This window comes from Nostoc sp. C057 (assembly GCF_013393925.1).
Lineage (GTDB): Bacteria > Cyanobacteriota > Cyanobacteriia > Cyanobacteriales > Nostocaceae > Nostoc > Nostoc muscorum_A.
Window position 1 is genome coordinate 2,087,524 of sequence record NZ_CP040281.1, and the last position, 17,021, is coordinate 2,104,544.

The 17,021-nt window shown below is 42.0% G+C and carries 13 protein-coding genes and 1 pseudogene; 4 read left to right on the forward strand and 10 right to left on the reverse strand.

Annotation, left to right across the window (positions count from 1 at the left end):
- The first annotated feature begins 434 nt into the window (after nucleotides 1-434).
- Together FD724_RS40305 and FD724_RS09435 are read left to right on the forward strand one after the other, a co-directional pair.
- A pseudogene (locus tag FD724_RS40305) lies at nucleotides 435-1,398 on the forward strand (IS110 family transposase).
- Nucleotides 1,399-2,035: 637 nt separating this feature from the next.
- Nucleotides 2,036-3,253, forward strand: coding sequence for a glutathione S-transferase family protein (locus FD724_RS09435; RefSeq protein WP_179072426.1), 1,218 nt, complete (start codon nucleotides 2,036-2,038; stop codon nucleotides 3,251-3,253).
- 234 nt (nucleotides 3,254-3,487) lie between these two features.
- Here FD724_RS09435 and FD724_RS09440 read toward each other — a convergent pair whose 3' ends face one another.
- Together FD724_RS09440 and rppA are read right to left on the reverse strand one after the other, a co-directional pair.
- Entirely contained in the window at nucleotides 3,488-4,750 is a 1,263-nt protein-coding gene (locus tag FD724_RS09440; RefSeq protein WP_179072427.1) for a cell wall metabolism sensor histidine kinase WalK, read from the reverse strand.
- A gap of 337 nt (nucleotides 4,751-5,087) precedes the next feature.
- Nucleotides 5,088-5,759, reverse strand: coding sequence for a two-component system response regulator RppA (gene rppA, locus FD724_RS09445; RefSeq protein WP_179072428.1), 672 nt, complete (start codon nucleotides 5,757-5,759; stop codon nucleotides 5,088-5,090).
- A 226-nt stretch (nucleotides 5,760-5,985) separates the two neighbouring features.
- Between rppA and FD724_RS09450 the strand changes: the two genes are divergently transcribed.
- Nucleotides 5,986-6,615, forward strand: a complete 630-nt coding sequence (locus FD724_RS09450) for a hypothetical protein (RefSeq protein WP_179072429.1) — start codon at nucleotides 5,986-5,988, stop codon at nucleotides 6,613-6,615.
- A gap of 279 nt (nucleotides 6,616-6,894) precedes the next feature.
- On the opposite strand, the gene FD724_RS09455 is transcribed toward FD724_RS09450, so the two are convergent.
- From FD724_RS09455 to FD724_RS41695, 8 genes are all read right to left on the reverse strand, one after another.
- Complete coding sequence (locus FD724_RS09455; protein WP_179072430.1) at nucleotides 6,895-8,220, reverse strand: DUF58 domain-containing protein; 1,326 nt, start codon at nucleotides 8,218-8,220, stop codon at nucleotides 6,895-6,897.
- Nucleotides 8,221-8,248: 28 nt separating this feature from the next.
- Nucleotides 8,249-9,106 carry a nitrate ABC transporter ATP-binding protein gene (locus FD724_RS09460; RefSeq protein WP_179072431.1) on the reverse strand — a complete coding sequence of 286 codons (858 nt, stop codon included), beginning with the start codon at nucleotides 9,104-9,106 and terminating at the stop codon, nucleotides 8,249-8,251.
- Nucleotides 9,107-9,246: 140 nt separating this feature from the next.
- Nucleotides 9,247-9,591: a hypothetical protein gene (locus FD724_RS09465; protein ID WP_179072432.1), complete on the reverse strand. Its 345-nt coding sequence runs from the start codon at nucleotides 9,589-9,591 to the stop codon at nucleotides 9,247-9,249.
- 84 nt (nucleotides 9,592-9,675) lie between these two features.
- Nucleotides 9,676-11,676: a nitrate ABC transporter ATP-binding protein gene (locus tag FD724_RS09470; protein WP_179072433.1), complete on the reverse strand. Its 2,001-nt coding sequence runs from the start codon at nucleotides 11,674-11,676 to the stop codon at nucleotides 9,676-9,678.
- 374 nt (nucleotides 11,677-12,050) lie between these two features.
- Entirely contained in the window at nucleotides 12,051-12,890 is an 840-nt protein-coding gene (ntrB, locus tag FD724_RS09475) for a nitrate ABC transporter permease (protein WP_179072434.1), read from the reverse strand.
- Between the two features lie 82 nt (nucleotides 12,891-12,972).
- A complete protein-coding gene (locus tag FD724_RS09480; protein ID WP_179072435.1) occupies nucleotides 12,973-14,355 on the reverse strand; it encodes a CmpA/NrtA family ABC transporter substrate-binding protein in 1,383 nt (460 codons plus the stop codon).
- A gap of 594 nt (nucleotides 14,356-14,949) precedes the next feature.
- A complete protein-coding gene (locus FD724_RS09485) occupies nucleotides 14,950-15,321 on the reverse strand; it encodes a hypothetical protein (protein ID WP_256874508.1) in 372 nt (123 codons plus the stop codon).
- Nucleotides 15,322-15,377: 56 nt separating this feature from the next.
- Complete coding sequence (locus FD724_RS41695) at nucleotides 15,378-15,788, reverse strand: tyrosine-type recombinase/integrase (RefSeq protein ID WP_306297084.1); 411 nt, start codon at nucleotides 15,786-15,788, stop codon at nucleotides 15,378-15,380.
- Between the two features lie 389 nt (nucleotides 15,789-16,177).
- Here FD724_RS41695 and FD724_RS09495 point away from each other — a divergent pair, with 389 nt between their 5' ends.
- The gene (locus FD724_RS09495) at nucleotides 16,178-16,852 is read left to right on the forward strand and encodes a response regulator transcription factor (RefSeq protein WP_179072436.1); all 675 of its coding nucleotides are present in this window, start codon (nucleotides 16,178-16,180) and stop codon (nucleotides 16,850-16,852) included.
- Nucleotides 16,853-17,021: the final 169 nt, after the last annotated feature.

Genomic DNA, 17,021 nt, shown 5'->3' on the forward strand with positions numbered 1-17,021 from the left:
TCATTACTTATTACTCATTACTCCTTCTTCCCCGTGCGTTCACGGCGGTAAGGATGTCAACAAAACAGAATTTTGGAGTCATGCGATTTCTTGGTGAGGCTGCGCCAAATTTTCTAGGCAATAGGCATAAGGGTTTTAGACGTAGGTTGGGTGAAGCGGAGCGCAACCCAACATATATCAGAATGTTGGGTTACGCAAAGCCTCCACCCAACCTTGTATCTTAGAAAGAGTAGTAGACCGTCCCAACCTTGGTCAAGAAAGACCGCTTTGTAGCATGGGTCACTACAATAATCTCTTTGACAGAACTCGAACAGTCGCCAGGGGCAAAAATTTAAATACTGATGTTTAGATTATACAGTCCGTATCGTGCAAGGATGAGTGTAATCAAGGGGATAAGAATCAACTATAACAAACACAATCCGTGAGAGTGAAATATGGAAAATATTGCTCAATGGGTAGGTATTGATGTGAGTAAAGCCACATTAGATGTTTATATCCGTCCTCTGGGTAAAGCTATGATTGTGGCAAATACAGAATCAGAAATATCAAATCTAGTGGAGCTACTCTTATCCTATAGTTTAAATCTGATTGTACTAGAAGCAACCGGAGGATTAGAAACTGAACTAGTAATCCAATTGCAAGCTGCACTTTTACCAGTAGCATTAATTAATCCCCGTCAAGGACGAGATTTTGCGAAAGCTACGGGTAAGCTACCAAAACTGATGCCATTGATGCACAAATATTGGCACATTTTGGCGAAGCGATGAAACCCCAAGTTTTAGCCATTCAATCCGAAATGGCGCGTCAATTATCGGAATTAATTAGTCGCAGACGACAATTAGTGGAGATGCAGACAGCCGAAAAGAATCGCCGCTCACGCACTCGTGGTCAAGCCTTGGCAGATATTGAGGCTCATATTGAATACCTGGAAGAACACCTCAAACAACTCAATCAAAAAATTGCCGAATTGACGCAAAACAATCTTCAATGGATTGATAAAGTTAATTTACTTAAAAGTACTCCTGGTATTGGTCAAGTAATTTCGACAACTCTGGTTTCGGATTTACCAGAACTGGGTCAACTCACTGCCAAACAAATTTCTCGCTTAGTTGGTGTTGCACCAATTAATCATGATAGTGGTCAACACAAAGGTAAGCGCATGATTAATGGCGGTCGCGCTCATGTTCGTGCCATTCTTTATATGGGTGCTGTTGTTGCTATGCGTCATAATCCGGTTATAAAGCGCCTTTTTATGAGCGCCTCGTCGAACGTGGTAAATCGAAAAAATTAGCTCTCACTGCTTGCGTTCATAAAATGTTAGTCATTCTAAATGCAATGGTTCGAGATAATTTGCCTTGGCGTGTAACTGACAACTTACAACCCATTGCCAACGCTTAATCACAACTCAACGTTTTTATACTTTGGAATAGTCCCCCCGATGATCCCATTGCGGCATTTGGGTCAACTTTTTATGCTCTTTTTTATCTCCACGGGAAATCCAGCAACTGGGGAAGATTCTGCGGCGAAGCGGAGTGGCTGGTGCGGGCTGCTACCATCTTAACCAAGAGCCACAAGTCTTTTTGCCCGTACCAGCCACCGCAGAATCTAGCACTGCGTTCCCCAGTTGCGTCAATGTTAAGAGTCCCGGTTTTTTGTTAACGTTCGCTTGACTTTTAAGACAGTCGCTACAATTTTTTTGCTTTGTGTCCTTCTCTGACTAAAACAAGCCAAAAATATAGATATGGTAAATCTTGCTTTCAAACTATTTTCATGTGATAATCACCATTAACTCCGGTAAATCTATAAAGTTAAAGGTGTTTGTGGAAGTAGTTGAAAAATTAAGTTTTTATCTGTACAAACTGGTATAAACATAGCTGTTTATAGCTTGATGGCTGCATCTAGAAAAAGTTTTCTACTTTGTGTAGTAACAGACATCATAATTTGAGTTTAAAATTCTAAATATTTAAAGATAAATTCTTTGTGTCAAGTTTTATCTATATTTCCATTACCCAATCTAAATTTTTCAAGGTGAAATATGTCAATTCAAGACACCGTATCTAATTGGGAAGAACTATTAGAAATTGCCCAAAAAAATACACCTGCTCGACGGGTGCGTAGACCAGGGCAATCCCCTTCCACCGCTCCCATTCCTAGCAGCCTTCATAAACTACCACCAGATACAGAACCACCAGTATTGCTCTACCGCGATACTAACTCTTGGTGTCCATTTTGCGAACGGGTTTGGTTTGCTCTTGAAGAAAAAGAAATTCCCTTTGCAACGGAGTTTATCGACTTGACTAACAAGCCTAAATGGTATACAGATTTAGTTCCCACGACCCTTGTTCCGGCTGCCAAAATTGAAGGAAAGTTAGTCTATGAATCTAAAGAAATTCTGTTAGCATTAGAAGAACAATTTGGTTCAACTTTGCTTCCTGAAGACCCAGAAGAAAACGCTGTTGCTAGGCTGTGGCTTGAAGAAGCTGAAACCAATGGTGTGAGAGATATCGCTTACAAATTCCTCCGACAAGCCCCGGAAGATCCTAATGAATTAGCAAGCTTACAGACAGCTTTTGAAGCTAAATTAGACGAACTTGAGCAACTTCTAGGAAAGTATTCTGGCCCCTACTTTTTGTCAACATTTAGCGTGGTAGATATTACCTATAGCCCCCATTTAGATCGCTTGGCGGCTAACTTACCTGTTTATCGGGGATATCACCTCAAGGGAAATCCTCGGTATCCTCGCATCAACGCTTGGTTTGAAGCACTCAGACAGCGCCCTGCCTATCACCGCGTCAAATCGGATGATACCACCAACAATTTACTTCTACGTCGCCGATGGGGTGTGATACCAATCAGCAATCCTTTGCCCCCAGATCCAGCACTTAGCAAGGAAATCCAATTTAGGGCAGAGGCGGCTGAGAGATTGGCTGATAACCGAGAAGTTGCTTTAGGAGACATCCTGAAAAACTCCGGGGTGCAAGCATTGGCGGTTAATGGCGACACAACAGCCGTTAAAGAAGCAGTTGATTTCCACCTCAGATTGCTGGCTGACTATCTGATTAATGGCAACGGTGCAGCATTACCGTGGGGGCGCGTGGGCGGCAAAGACAACGCCGATCCGACTGTGGCTGCGGTTGGAGCCATCACACTCGCCTATGTGAGAAATCGCATCTGTGCGCCACGGGATATGAGCGCTGGTGCAGCAACTGCATTCCGGGCAGCAGCAGATAAGGTGTTGGCATCTCTTTATTAGCGATCGCTACCGACAGGTTAAGAGTCCTTTTGTCGGTATCAAAAGTTTTATATCCCAATACAGTTCAGTTAAGCATCTCTTTCTTCTCTCTGCGTTCTCTGCGCCTTGGCGGTTCGTTAAAAAAAATACTTTTCAAACAACCTTTTAGGAAAAAGATTTAGAAAGAGGTTTTCCAGATGCCATGAAAAGTCAGTTCCCCAACATCTTGCAAAAGTTGTTTTTGCAAGATGTCTATTACTTTAAAGGTAGAAAAATTTGTAAAGTTGTCCCTTTTTTTACTACACTTCTGAGACTAATCTGTCCACCGTGAGATTGAATTATTTGTTGAGCAATCGCTAACCCTAAACCGAATCCTCCAGTTTTGCGAGAGCGTTTCTTATCTACCCGATAAAATCTCTCAAATATATATGGCAAATCATCTTTGGGAATCCCAATTCCATTATCTATAACTTGGATTACAGCAGAATGAGACTGAGTAAATAAGTGTAACTGCACTTCTCCTCCAGCAGGAGTATATTTACAAGCATTATTAACTAAATTTACAACTGCTTGATAAAGCAAGTTAGCATCACCAAGTACAGTTACACTGTTATTAGGCAATTTAAAAATTAAACTAATATGTTGTGCATCTTGGTGTGTGACATAATCATTTGTTATCTGCACAAGTAAACTCTTGAGGTCAACTTCTTTTAACGATTCGGTGGGTAATTGCCCTTGAGAACGTGCTAGAAACAACAGATTAGTCACCAGAATACTCATTGACTGGCCGATATCAAAAATCTTTTGGAAACGTTGACGCTGCACCTCAAGGTCGGTAGATTTAGACAAAAAGCCAAACTGAGCATTGCTAATAATTGCTGTCAAAGGCGATCGCAATTCATGGGAAGCATCAGCTGTAAACCGTTGCAGGTGATCGTAGCTGTGGCGAATTGGTTGCATCGCTAGTCCTCCCAACCACCAACCAGTTAGGGCAATTGCACCCAAGGTAATTGGCACTGAAATCGCCAAAACTAGCCGAAATTCCGCTAAAGCACTTTCAATAGATGTGATTGGCATTGCTGCTTGCATATAACCAATTAATAAACCATCCTGGTAAACAGGCAACGTTACCTGACGCAGCCATACTTTATCATTGGTCTTGATAGTATCAAATCCACCTAATACCGAAAGGCGATCGCTCGGAATCGTACCAAAAAATTGCACTAGTTGCTTTTGGTCATCATACCAACTTGCATACACTAATCCTATATCTGGCAATGGTTCTACCATGCTTCCCAATAATGGCACGTGTTCCAAGTCTAGCTGTCGGCGACCATTGTATAGTTCCGACTTCACATTCGCTGCCATCACACTGGTTTTTTTATACAGTAATATATCCAGTTCCTCTAACTCATCTATGACTTCCACATAGTAAACTACCGCCGCAAACCCAATTAAAATACTACCCATTGTTAGGGTGAACCAACTTGCAAGATTACGACGGCTACGATTAAACATAAGTAAGTTGGCACAATAAAATTAAACTATGTAAATAAAAATTAATAGGCTAAAACCCTTATGCCTATTGCAATTTCTTTATTCTCTCAGTGCCGCGCCAGTTGCTTCTCCCAAGGGGAGACGCTGCGCGAACAAGTTGGGGAACCCGCCCAACGCACTGGCTTCTCTGTGTCTCTGTGGTTCGTAAAAAAAATTGACTTTAACAAAGAGTTTTAGCCTTAACTGAACCGTATTGATGCCTATTGCCTTATCCCAACGAAAATTATTTACGCCCACTTACTTAACTTGTCATTGATCGTTGAAAGAAAAATTTCAAGGCTTCTAATTCTCAATTTAATTATTGGGGATTTAAGCGATAGCCCATACCGTAAACTGTTTTAATCCAGTCTGCTGCATCCAATACTTGCAAGCGCTGCCGCAACTTGCGTACTAGGACAGTTAAAGCATTGCTTTCCGGTTCCATACCCCACTCCCACAATGCCTCTTCAATCTGGTTGCGATTTAAAACCTGATTAGGATGACGCATCAGGTATTCTAATAATTTTGCTTCACGAGGAGATAATTCGACTTTTACTTGACTTCGTTCTACATTTAATTCAGCTAAATCCAATTGCAAATCTGCTACCCGTAGACTATCTCCCTGCCAATTGGGGACTCTGCGCCCCAAAGCACGCACCCGCGCCAAGAGTTCCACTAAGTCTACGGGTTTGACTAAATAATCATCTGCTCCCGCATCTAAACCCATAACTTTATCAGGTGTGGTGTCTTTAGCTGTCAATATCAACACCGGTGCAGTTTTACCAGAGAGACGATACTGGCGACACAGACTTAAACCGCTAATTGTCGGTAACATCCAGTCTAAAATTAATAGATCGTAATGTTTTTGGGATATCAGCCACTGTGCAATTTCCCCATCTTCCGCAGCATCTACAATATATCCAGCTTCCGATAGAATACCTTGTAATGGTTCTAATTGTTCAAAATCATCTTCTACTAATAATATCCGCATACAACCTTTGGATGTAAATTCATGACAGGGTAATTTCCCGCACTATATTAATAAGAAGGAAGTCAATTTTCTCTTATATGTTGTATTAGTACTATCCCAGGTTAAAAATTTAAAGTGTTCTATCAGAAGGCATATCATGAATGCGCCAATAGATAGTTTTTGGTATTGATCGCTCCGTAAGTATCAGACAAATTAGTATTATATATAAGCTAAAAACTAAAGTATTATGCCTTATTTAAAACCACAGATTTTACTAATTATTCTACCTATGATATTACTAGGCATTGCCTTTTGGACTGGTAGTGATTTGTTAACAAAAAAATTATTAGGATTCTCCTATAGGACGCTGGATAAGTTGCAAGCTGATACACTACCACAGGTGGAGCTAACACTTAATTTTACAGTGGTTGATATGAAAGTAGAGAAAGAGCAAAAATTTACTCAAGTGAAGATTAAAACAGCAAATTCTTTACTAAAAAGGTTAGAAATTGAAATTCCTAACTCCAATTTTCCAGAAGTAGCGATCGCACAAAAGTTTGGACTATATCCTCAACAACAAGAATTGAAGCTTAATAAACAAATACAAGTAAAAATTCCTGTGATTTTAAAAGTAATCAAAGCTGAAATTGAAAAAAAGCAAGGACTTAGCTTTATTGAGGTTAGAACCGCTAACAATACTCTACGGAAGTTGGATTTTGTGCTACCAGTCACTGAGATTAATATGGTAGAAGCAATGACTGCTAAGTTACTAAATTTGTCTCCTGAAGAAGTCAGAAAGCTAATACGGTATCAAGTTCAAAATCAATATTGGTTAAAACCTAAAATAAAGAAAGCCGCTAAAACTGAAATAATTTAAAATACCAATAACGAATAAATTAGTAGAGACATATTAGTCAATACAGTTCAGATAAGACAAAAACGCTTGTAGAGACGGCGATTTATCGCGTCTCTTTGAACCGTATTGACATATAGTATTAGGGGCGCAAAGTGCAATTTCGCATTTCTACTAAGTAGATAGACATAATTAAATATAAAATAAACTCTTAGTTTGTAGTAAGCGATTTATCGCTCAGAGCAAGGATTATCAGGACTAAAGTCCTTACTACAAACTTTAAATTTATTTATGCCTAGATACTTAAAGTTGATTCCGGGCTTTGAGTTGCAGATATCGCTCAACTACCTGATCGGCAATTTGATTTGCTGGTGCATCTAGTACTAATACACCTTTTTGTTTCAATTGAGCAAATGCGACTTGTCTTTGCATTAATAAATCGAGTGCGACTGCACGGGCATAAGCTTCTGTAACATTATCTGTAAAAGTGTGTGCCAAATGGTCAACTTGTGGATCTCGCAAAGTAACGCAAAATGGCAGATAGCGAGGCGCTAATTTGGAGAGTGCAGCCAGGAGTTCTGTAGAGGCTGTGACATCAACTAAATCCGTAATTACGACTACAAGCGCCCTCCGGGTTTGTCGCTGTAAAACGTTTGTTACCGCCCCCAAATAATCAGATTCAAATAAGACTGGTTGAATTGGAGTGAGGCGATCGATTAGCTGATTCAAATGATGTTGACCGCGTTCTGGGGGAATCCATGTGTGCATCTGGCGGTCAAATACACCAACACCCACGCGATCGCCTCGATGTAATCCTGCCAATGCTAAGGATAAGGTTGCATTCAAACCCCAGTCAAATCGCTGCAAATTCTGCACCTTTGCGGTCATTAACCGTCCGCGATCGAGCAAGATTATTAAAGTTTGTTCTTGTTCTGGTTCTAGAACTCTCACCAATGGCGTTGCATTGCCATAAGCACCAACTCGACGGGCGGTAGCTTTCCAATCAATAAAGCGCAAATCGTCACCAGTGCGATAATTCCGTAGTTCGGCAAATTCTGTACCAATACCAGTTTTACGAGATTGGCGCATTGATCCTGATGATTGCAATGTTAAACGAATTGTGAGCGATCGCAATCCCACTAAATCAGGATAAACTTTCACTGGCAGACTGTGGGAAATTTGCCAATCATCCCAAGCTAATCCCCAAATTCCCAATTGTCGAACTTGAATATTTCCCCAAGGAAACTCGCCGCGCTGTTTTGGGTTGACGGTATATGTCAATTCCTGAGTGGTATTACTGGGAATAATAGCTCGGTGTGTGGGCGCTGATACACCAAATCCTGTTGGGTAGTAATCGCAGATTTCAATCAAGGCGTTGGTATTTGGCGATGTTACTTTTAGGATTACCGGATTATCCCGCCCAATGGATAATCGTGAGGGTAATTCGCGGGTAATTTGCACGCGAGAACGCCGCACCTGCAAGCCATCTGCAACCATCAATCCAAGAATTATGGCATCAAATAGCACAATGATGGCGATCGCTGCTTTAATGTTGAAAAAAAGGCATAGGATCGGGGCGATCGCTATACCTAAAACTAACAACATATAAACTCGTTTGGAAGGAAGCATTGTAAAAATTAGGAGAATGACGATTAGTTTAACCTACGTCATCATGTGCAAAGCGATTAAAGAGGAAATCTAAGGCATAATTGCGTAGTTGGTAGTATTGTGGATCTTCCATGATGCGGGCGCGATCGCGGGGACGAGAAAAAGGAATTTCCATAACTTCGCCAATTTTCGCGTGTGGGCCATTGGTCATCATTACCAATTTATCTGCTAAAAATAGTGCTTCGTCGATGTCGTGGGTAATCATCAGCACTGTACAACGGTTATCGCCCCAAATTTTCAGCAATTCTTCTTGTAATTCTTCTTTGGTAATTGCATCCAGCGCCCCAAAAGGTTCATCTAAAATTAAAACTTTCGGACGAATCGCCAAAGCACGGGCGATAGAAACCCGTTGTCTCATCCCACCGGACATTTGCATTGGTTTCTTTTCCATTGCATCAGCCAGTCCCACCATTGCTAAGTGATCGCGCACGATCGCTCTTTTTTCGGCTTGTGGTTTGTTGGGATAAACGGCGTTAACAGCTAAATAGATGTTTTCAAAAGCAGTTCGCCAAGGTAACAGGGCATAGTTTTGGAAGACAACCATCCTGTCTGGGCCTGGTTTGGTAATGGGTTCTCCTTCGAGTAAGACTTGCCCGGAGGTGGGAAAGTTAAAACCGGATACCATATTTAACAGTGTCGATTTGCCACAGCCAGAGTGACCGATGACGCAAATAAACTCGCCCTGTTCAACGTTGAGATTAACGCCGTCTAGTACGGTGAAGGGGCCTGTCTTTGTGGGATAGACTTTGGTAACGTCTTTAATTTCTAGGAAAGGTCTGCGGCTGGTGGTTGCAGCTGCGAATGGTTTTCCTAGTGTGCTTGTAGCTGTAAAGTTACGATTTTGCATGGTATTTGGTATTTGGGGATTAAAAAGCTAAATGTAGGCGATGCGAAAATGAATATTCTGACCTAGAAGGGGAGAGGCTTTGAATATCCCCCTTCCCTTGTAGGGAAGGGGGTAGGGGGTTAGGTCTTTTGCTGATTTTTTCAGATGATATAAAAAGTCAGATCATTAACGGAGATAAAAGGTGGATTCATCCAGTTCAGATACTCATTAACGGAGATAAAAGGTGGATTCATCCAGTTCAAATACTCGTTAACGGAGATAAAAGGTGGATTCATCCAGTTCAAATACTCGTTAACGGAGATAAAAGGTGGATTCATCCAGCTCAGATACTCGTTAACGGAGATAAAAGGTGGATTCATCCAGTTCAAATACTCGTTAACGGAGATAAAAGGTGGATTCATCCAGTTCAAATACTCGTTAACGGAGATAAAAGGTGGATTCATCCAGTTCAAATACTCGTTAACGGAGATAAAAGGTGGATTCATCCAGTTCAAATACTCGTTAACGGAGATAAAAGGTTCGCGTGTGATGTGCTACTTCTCCCACTCCCTCTTTCTCTCACGACTTTTTTATGACGCGAGTCTCCTTCTCGGTGCATCAAGAACAACTTCCGCGACTGAAAAATCACGTTTAATTTTCAAGTTGTTGAGATAAGCGATCGGATCATCGGCGTTAAAGGGAGTACCATCGAACAGTTGAATCGGTTGGCGAATATAGCTAATATCCAAACCTAATTCTCGTGCGGCGGTGCTGAAAACACGCACTCGACACACCCGTTCAACAACTTCTACCCAATTTCTGGGGAAAGGAGTATCACCCCAACGCGCCAATTGACTCATAATCCAAATTTGTTCGGTGCGACTAGGACGGTTGATGGCAGAATCGGAATAGAACTGGAGATGGGCATAGTCTCGCAATGGATGGTCTAAGTCACAGGTGAGACTATCTGGATCTTCGAGTTGAATGTATTCTAAATCAGTGCTGACATAATCTCGCCCTGCTAAAATTTGCCGAATTTCTTGGGTATTTTCGGGATTTGCACAATAATGGCAAGCTTCTAACAATGCTTTAGTCAAGGCGATATGCGTATTTGGATAATTTTCTGCCCAATCTTCCCGCACACCAAGAACTTTACCGGGGTGTCCCAGCCAAACTTCTAAATCGGTAGCGATGGTAAAGCCAACATTTTCCACAGCAGCGCGGTAGTTCCAAGGTTCGCCTACGCAGTAACCATCAATGCTTCCAGCTTTGAGGTCGGCTACCATCTGCGCTGGGGGAATGGTCTTCATATCCACATCGCTATCGGGGTCAATTCCACCAGCCGCTAGCCAGTAACGCAGCAACAAGTTGTGCATCGATGCGGCGTGTACTACTCCCATTGTGTGCCGTTGGTCACGGGTGCGAAGCAGGTATCTTTTGAAGTCTGATAAGGTTTGTACACCTTGGTCGAGAAAGCGTTTTGCCAAGGTGATGGCGTTACCGTTGCGAGTCATGGTAAGGGCGGTGACAACGGGCAGAGGTTGGTTATTATGTCCTCCCAAAGTTAACCACATCGGCATCCCTGAAGGCATTTGAGCCGCATCTAAGTAACCACCACTTATGCCATCTTCTATACCCCGCCAGCTACTTTCCCGCACGAGGTTAACTTCATCTAAACCATGTTTGAGAAAGAAGCCTTTTTCTTTAGCAACTGCTAAAGGGGCGCAAGCTGTCAGAGGTAAAAAGCCAATTTCTAGGTTAACTTTTTCTAATCCATGACGGGCAACGTCGGCAGTTTTCCGCGCCCGAATTTTTTTGATCCGTTTCTGCTGATTGAGGAAGTAAATCATCTCACTCCGCAAGCTGTAGTAGCTGGGATGTTCTACTACTTCCATCCGCTTGCGGGGTCTGGGAATATCCACTTCTAAAATGTCACCAATTTTAGATTCGGGGCCGTTGGTTAACATCACAATTCTGTCAGATAACAGCACGGCTTCATCGACATCATGTGTCACCATCACGGCGGTAACTTCATTTTCTTCGCAAATTTGCATCAGTTGTTCTTGCAAATTGCCGCGTGTGAGTGCATCCAACGCACCAAAGGGTTCATCAAGTAGCAATAATTTGGGACGAATCGCTAAGGCGCGGGCGATCGCAACTCGCTGTTTTTGTCCACCTGATAACATTCCCGGCTGTTTATCAGCATGGGGACGCAAACCCACCATATTTATATGTTTTTCGATAATGGCGTTGCGTTCGGCTGCGGGTGAACCTTTCATTACTGAGTCCACAGCGAGGGCAATATTTTCTCTTACCGTCCGCCAAGGTAATAGCGAATAATTTTGGAATACCACCATCCTGTCTGGGCCGGGTTTGGTGATTCTTTGTCCTTCGAGAGTGACAAGACCTTCAGTAGGCAAATCCAAACCCGCAATCATATTTAATAGAGTGGATTTGCCGCAACCGGAGTGACCAATCAAAGAAACGAATTCTCCTTTTTTAATTTGGAGGTCGATTCCTTTGAGGGCGATATATTTGCCACCACCAGTTAATTCAAAAACTTTTTCAATTTGATCGACAGCTACGAACATCTCATTTGTCCTTTGTTATTTGTCGTTTGTCCTTGGTAAGTGGTCATTAGGTTGTGTTTTCAAACTTCTCTTTAAGCACCTTAGTCTTTGAAGATCCCCCCAACCCCCCTTAAAAAGGGGGGCTTTTAGAATTTATTTCCCCCCCTTTTTAAGGGGGGTTAGGCAGGGTGGATTAATTGTGCGGAGAGAAAATTTGTAATCCCCGTAACCTCGTCAGCCTGCTAACAGGGGAACTGGATTTATGAACGCAAGAATGAGGGTTTTAATTTTTCTCTCTAGACAATTAATCCACCCTGCTTTTTAAGGGGGGTTAGGGGGGATCTCCGAGTTTGAAAACAGTCCCTAGTCCTTAGTTTTTTACAAATGACCAATGACTATTTTTGCTCTGCTGGTAAAATCTTGTTTTGCAGCCAACCCATCGCTTTATCTAGAAGCAATCCAACAACACCGATGTAAACTAGAGCTAAAATTACTTCGCTGACGTTGTTATTTTGATAGGCGTCCCAGATAAAGAAGCCGATGCCGACAATACCGGACATGACGATTTCGGCGGCGATAATCGCTAACCAAGCTAAACCGATCGCAATTCTCAATCCGGTAAAGATGTAGGGTAATGCCGCAGGAATCAAAATGTTAGTGAAATATTCTTTGCGGCTAAGTTGGAGAACTTTGGCGACGTTGTTGTAATCTTGGGGAATTTGGGCAACGCCGACAGCAGTGTTAATTAAGATGGGCCAAATGGCGGTAATGAAAATTACGAATAATGCTGCTGGTTCGTTTTGTCGTAAAGCTGCTAAAGAAATTGGAACCCAAGCTAGAGGTGGTACAGTCCGCAGTAGTTGAAAGATGGGGTCTAAAGCTTTGGACATGGTTTTATTAACCCCAATCAAAACGCCCAAGCCAATACCAACGATCGCAGCTAGGGTATAACTGATCGCAACCCGTTGCAAACTGGCGAGAATCTGCCAAAATAAACCTTTATCAAGTCCACCCCGGTCATAAAATGGCCAGAAAATGAGAATCCAAGTATCTTGAACAACTTGTATTGGCCCTGGTAATGTAGCGCCCGGAGTCCAAGAGAAGAGTTGCCAAATAGTCAGGAAAATTGCGATCGCGATCGCAGGTGGTATCAGGTCAGGAAATTGCTTTTTCAAGCTGGATATAAAGCCATTACTCAATCTAGGGCTTGCAGGGCGTTTTTGGGCTATTGTCATGATGTTGTATTCTCCGCAAATTTTATTTGTTATTTGTTCTAGACGCGATTCATCGCGTCTCTACAAGTGATGAATTGTGCCTCTAAATACTGACTTTTTTGATTTTCAAATTCTTCAAATATTCTTCTGGCTTTTCGGGGTCAAATTTGATGCCATCAAAAAACTCTTCTACACCACGGGATGTATTTGTGGGAATATCAGCAGCAGCAATCCCAGCTTCTTTGGCAGCTTCTTTCCAAATATCTTCGCGGTTGACTTTGTTGATAAGTTCTCTAGCCTTAGCAGCATTATTGTCTACGTAATCTTTTGGCAAGAATCCCCAACGCACGTTTTCAACTATGAACCATAAATCATGACTCTTGTATGGATAAGAAACATTTCCTTTTCCATCTTTCCAGTAATAAGCAGCCATTGATTTATCATCAATTTTGCGACCATCACCCATGTCATACTTCCCTTGGTATGGATCTGCCAGTATTTCTGGTGAAGGAAGATTGAAATAATTTCGTCCAGCCAAAATCTGAGCCGCTTCTTTGCGGTTATCAAAATTATCTAGCCATTGTTGGGCTTCCATAATTCCTTTTAAAATTGCTTTGGTAGCCTTGGGATTTTTATCAACCCAATCGCCTCTCATGGCAAGATATTCTTCAGGATGATTCTTCCAAATTTCTGCGGTTAATGCTGCTAAATAGCCGATTTTGTCTTGGACAAGGCGATAAGGCCAGGGATCGCCTGTACTAAAGGCATCCATTGTTCCTGTTTTCATGTTGGCAACAGTTTGCGCCGCAGGTACTGTGAGCAACTTGACATCTGCATCTGGATCTAAGCCGCCTGCTGCTAACCAGTAGCGAATCCACAAATCTTGGTTGACGTGGGGAAAGGTGAATGCAGCCGTGAAGGGTGTTGAAGATTTTGATTCCTTAAGCAAAGACTTAGCGCCAGCGAGTTGTAAACTAATACCTTTGCCTTGGTGCTTGTTTGCGATCGCAATTCCATTCCCATGTGTAATTAATTGACATAAGACATACATGGGAATTTTTTTATTTCCCTTGGTAATTAAACCTTCTGTAATTAAATGTGGCATTGGCATCTGCCATTGACCGCCATCTATACCACCACCAGCAGAACCAATTTCTACGTTGTCTCTGGCTGCACCCCAAGAAGCTTGTTTGGAAAGACCAACATCAGTCATGCCATACTTTGCAAAAAATCCTTTTTCTTTAGCAATAATTAAAGGGGCTGCTTCTACAATGGGTATATATCCTAGCTTGACTGTAGTAGTCTCTGGTGCTTGCTCGGAACTAATATTAGCAACCGACTGAGCAGTCGGTTGTGCTTTAGTGCTTCCACCAGTTAAGTTTTCGGGGGGATTACCCAAACAGCCTTTAAGGAATACAGCACTCGCAGATGCTCCGGCTGCGAAAATGAATTTGCGGCGAGAAATTTGATTAAAAAATTCTGTCATAATATCTCCTTTGAAGGTAAATTTTATTTTTTATAGCTATGACAATTTAGGCAAGAAACACGATATCTTTCTTGCACTGTCTAATGATTAATCAAGCTATATTGACAATGTAAACGCAGCCATTTCATCAATGACACGGCTACTTATATAAAAACTCGGCTAATTTATTGGCTCTGGTCTAGTGTGACGCAGAGACATCATTCACCTTGTTGAAATCAGTTTACAGCCTTTGAAGCCAAATTAGTTCACTCCGTATCTCGAATTATTAAACAAATATTAGATTGGATGTATAAGGAAAAATTTATCTATTTTCCTTAACTATAGTAATAATTTCTAATATATAAACTCTTGTTTATGGAGACTATTATATTTACACTATGATTTACTCTTTTTGCTTATTTTATAACTTCCTTTTAGCCGTAATTGGTCATATATAAACTCTTATTTATGGAGACTATTATGTTATCCCTATCATTTAGGGGCACACTGCGGTGATAGTGAGATGGTAAAGCTGGGAAAGCTGTAGACCGAAGTAAACATCCAAAATAGGTGTATTTCTTATCCAGCGATCGCAACTATCTGCCCTCTGCCTTTCTAGATAAACCTCGTCTTTTTAAGCAGCAGCCGTAGTTCTGCGTCACGAAGTTTCGTGTCCTTATTGTTATTTGCCCACATATCAGAAAAGAAATCTTGCATCAGCGCAATGATGCCACGGTACTTGACGATGCTGGTAACATAGAACTTATCCAACTTCATGATTCCATCAGTATGTATCTGCTCGATGTTGTCGAGTAATATAGACCGCAGTTCATAAGGTTTTAAGCCTTCTTTTATGTCATATTTTTCCATAATCCTGCGTTTATCGTTCTCCGAACACAAATCATACGGCGATCGAATCAGATGACCAAGATTTCGCAGGACTTCTCTGGTGATAAGCCTCTCAAGGTGCTTGGTAAATTGCCTCATGGTGTGATCGCTGTTCAAGAAGCATCCGGTAAAAAGTACGAAGTTAAAGAAGCTATTCACGGCAAACTGCACCCGATGTCTAGGGAGCGATTAGAGAAGTATGTTTCCAAGAGAATTGGGACTAGTGAAGCACACAGAGGTTGTGACAGCATAGCCAAACTCGCAGCCGCTCCTAACACCTGCTCATCGCTCACTTCCAAATATCTCTGCAACTGCTCCAAATTCCGATGCCCCGAAATTTCCTGAATTACTCTCAACGGTATGCCAGCGTTACTCATCTGGGTTAGCCCCGTCCTTCTAAAGCTGTGGGTAGACACGCCAATTATCCCAGCTTGTTTACAAGCTCCTCTTAAAATCCTAGAAGCTGAGTCTTCGCTGATGTGTCCATCACTGCGACCGGGGAACAGGTAAACATCCCCAGCCAGGGGGTAATATTCAACCAGTAACCGCCGTAAGTATTCAATCACTGGGATTGACCTAGTAGCTAGTTTCCCCTTGGCGGTTGATTTTCTGATAATCAACCGGGGGTCTGATATTGCCCTTGGGTGTGTAGATATCTTAAATCAACAAGGTATAGCATTCACGGATTCTACAGGCGCTAAACAGGCATACACCAAACAAAGCGCGATCGCGTTTCGATACCTATTAGAAAATATTTTGTATAATTTATCACCGACTCTTACCTTTCTATACATTTGAATTAAGATTGCGTTTATGTACATAAAGACTCAGGTTTATACTAAGCTAACGTACACCTAATTTAGATGTTTGGCTATGTAAGTAGCTGGCACCTCGCTAAAGTGTTTCCAGACCGTATTGTTGCTTACCGTACCCTGCTGAAATCATTAACATCATCATGACGCACATCTTACTGGTTGAAGATGAAGTCAAACTGGCGCGATTTGTCGAATTAGAATTAAATTATGAAGGCTATCAAGTCAGTATTGCCTACGATGGATTAACTGCACTCACCGCAGCGCGTGAGTTACATCTAGATTTAGTAATTGTAGACTGGGTGTTGCCTGGCTTATCGGGGTTAGAGATTTGCCACCACCTGCGAAATATTAGTGATAAATTGCCAATAATATTATTAACCGTCAAAGATGAAGTAAGCGATCGCATTGTAGGCTTAGACGCTGGTGCTGATGATTACCTCGTTAAGCCCTTCAGTGTTGATGAATTATTGGCCAGAGTTGGCACTCACCTGCGAAGAAATTGGCAAGTAGACACCGCAGATGTTTTAGAATTTGAAGACTTGAGTTTAAATCGTCGCACGCGCCAAGTGTACCGAGATCAAAGGTTAATTGAGTTAACTGCTAAGGAATTTGATCTACTGGAATATTTACTGGCCCATCCACGACAGCTAATTACCTGCGATCGCATTTTACAAGAAGTCTGGGCTTACGACTTCATGAGCGATGCCAACATCATCGAACTTCATATACGCTACCTGCGTCTGAAACTTGAAGCCAATAACGAAAAGTGTCTCATTCAAACTGTGAATGGTGTCGGCTACACATTGCATGATTGAATTTGAGATGGGAAAGAGGACTTGGGGACAAGGAGAATTGGGGACAAGGGGAAAGACTTGTTGTAAGTTCTAAACTTTTGTCACCTTGTCCCCTTGTCCCCTTGTCCTCCTGCTCCCTGCTCCCTCATCCCCTATCCAGTGTGAAATAACGATAAAACCTCAAAGTTTT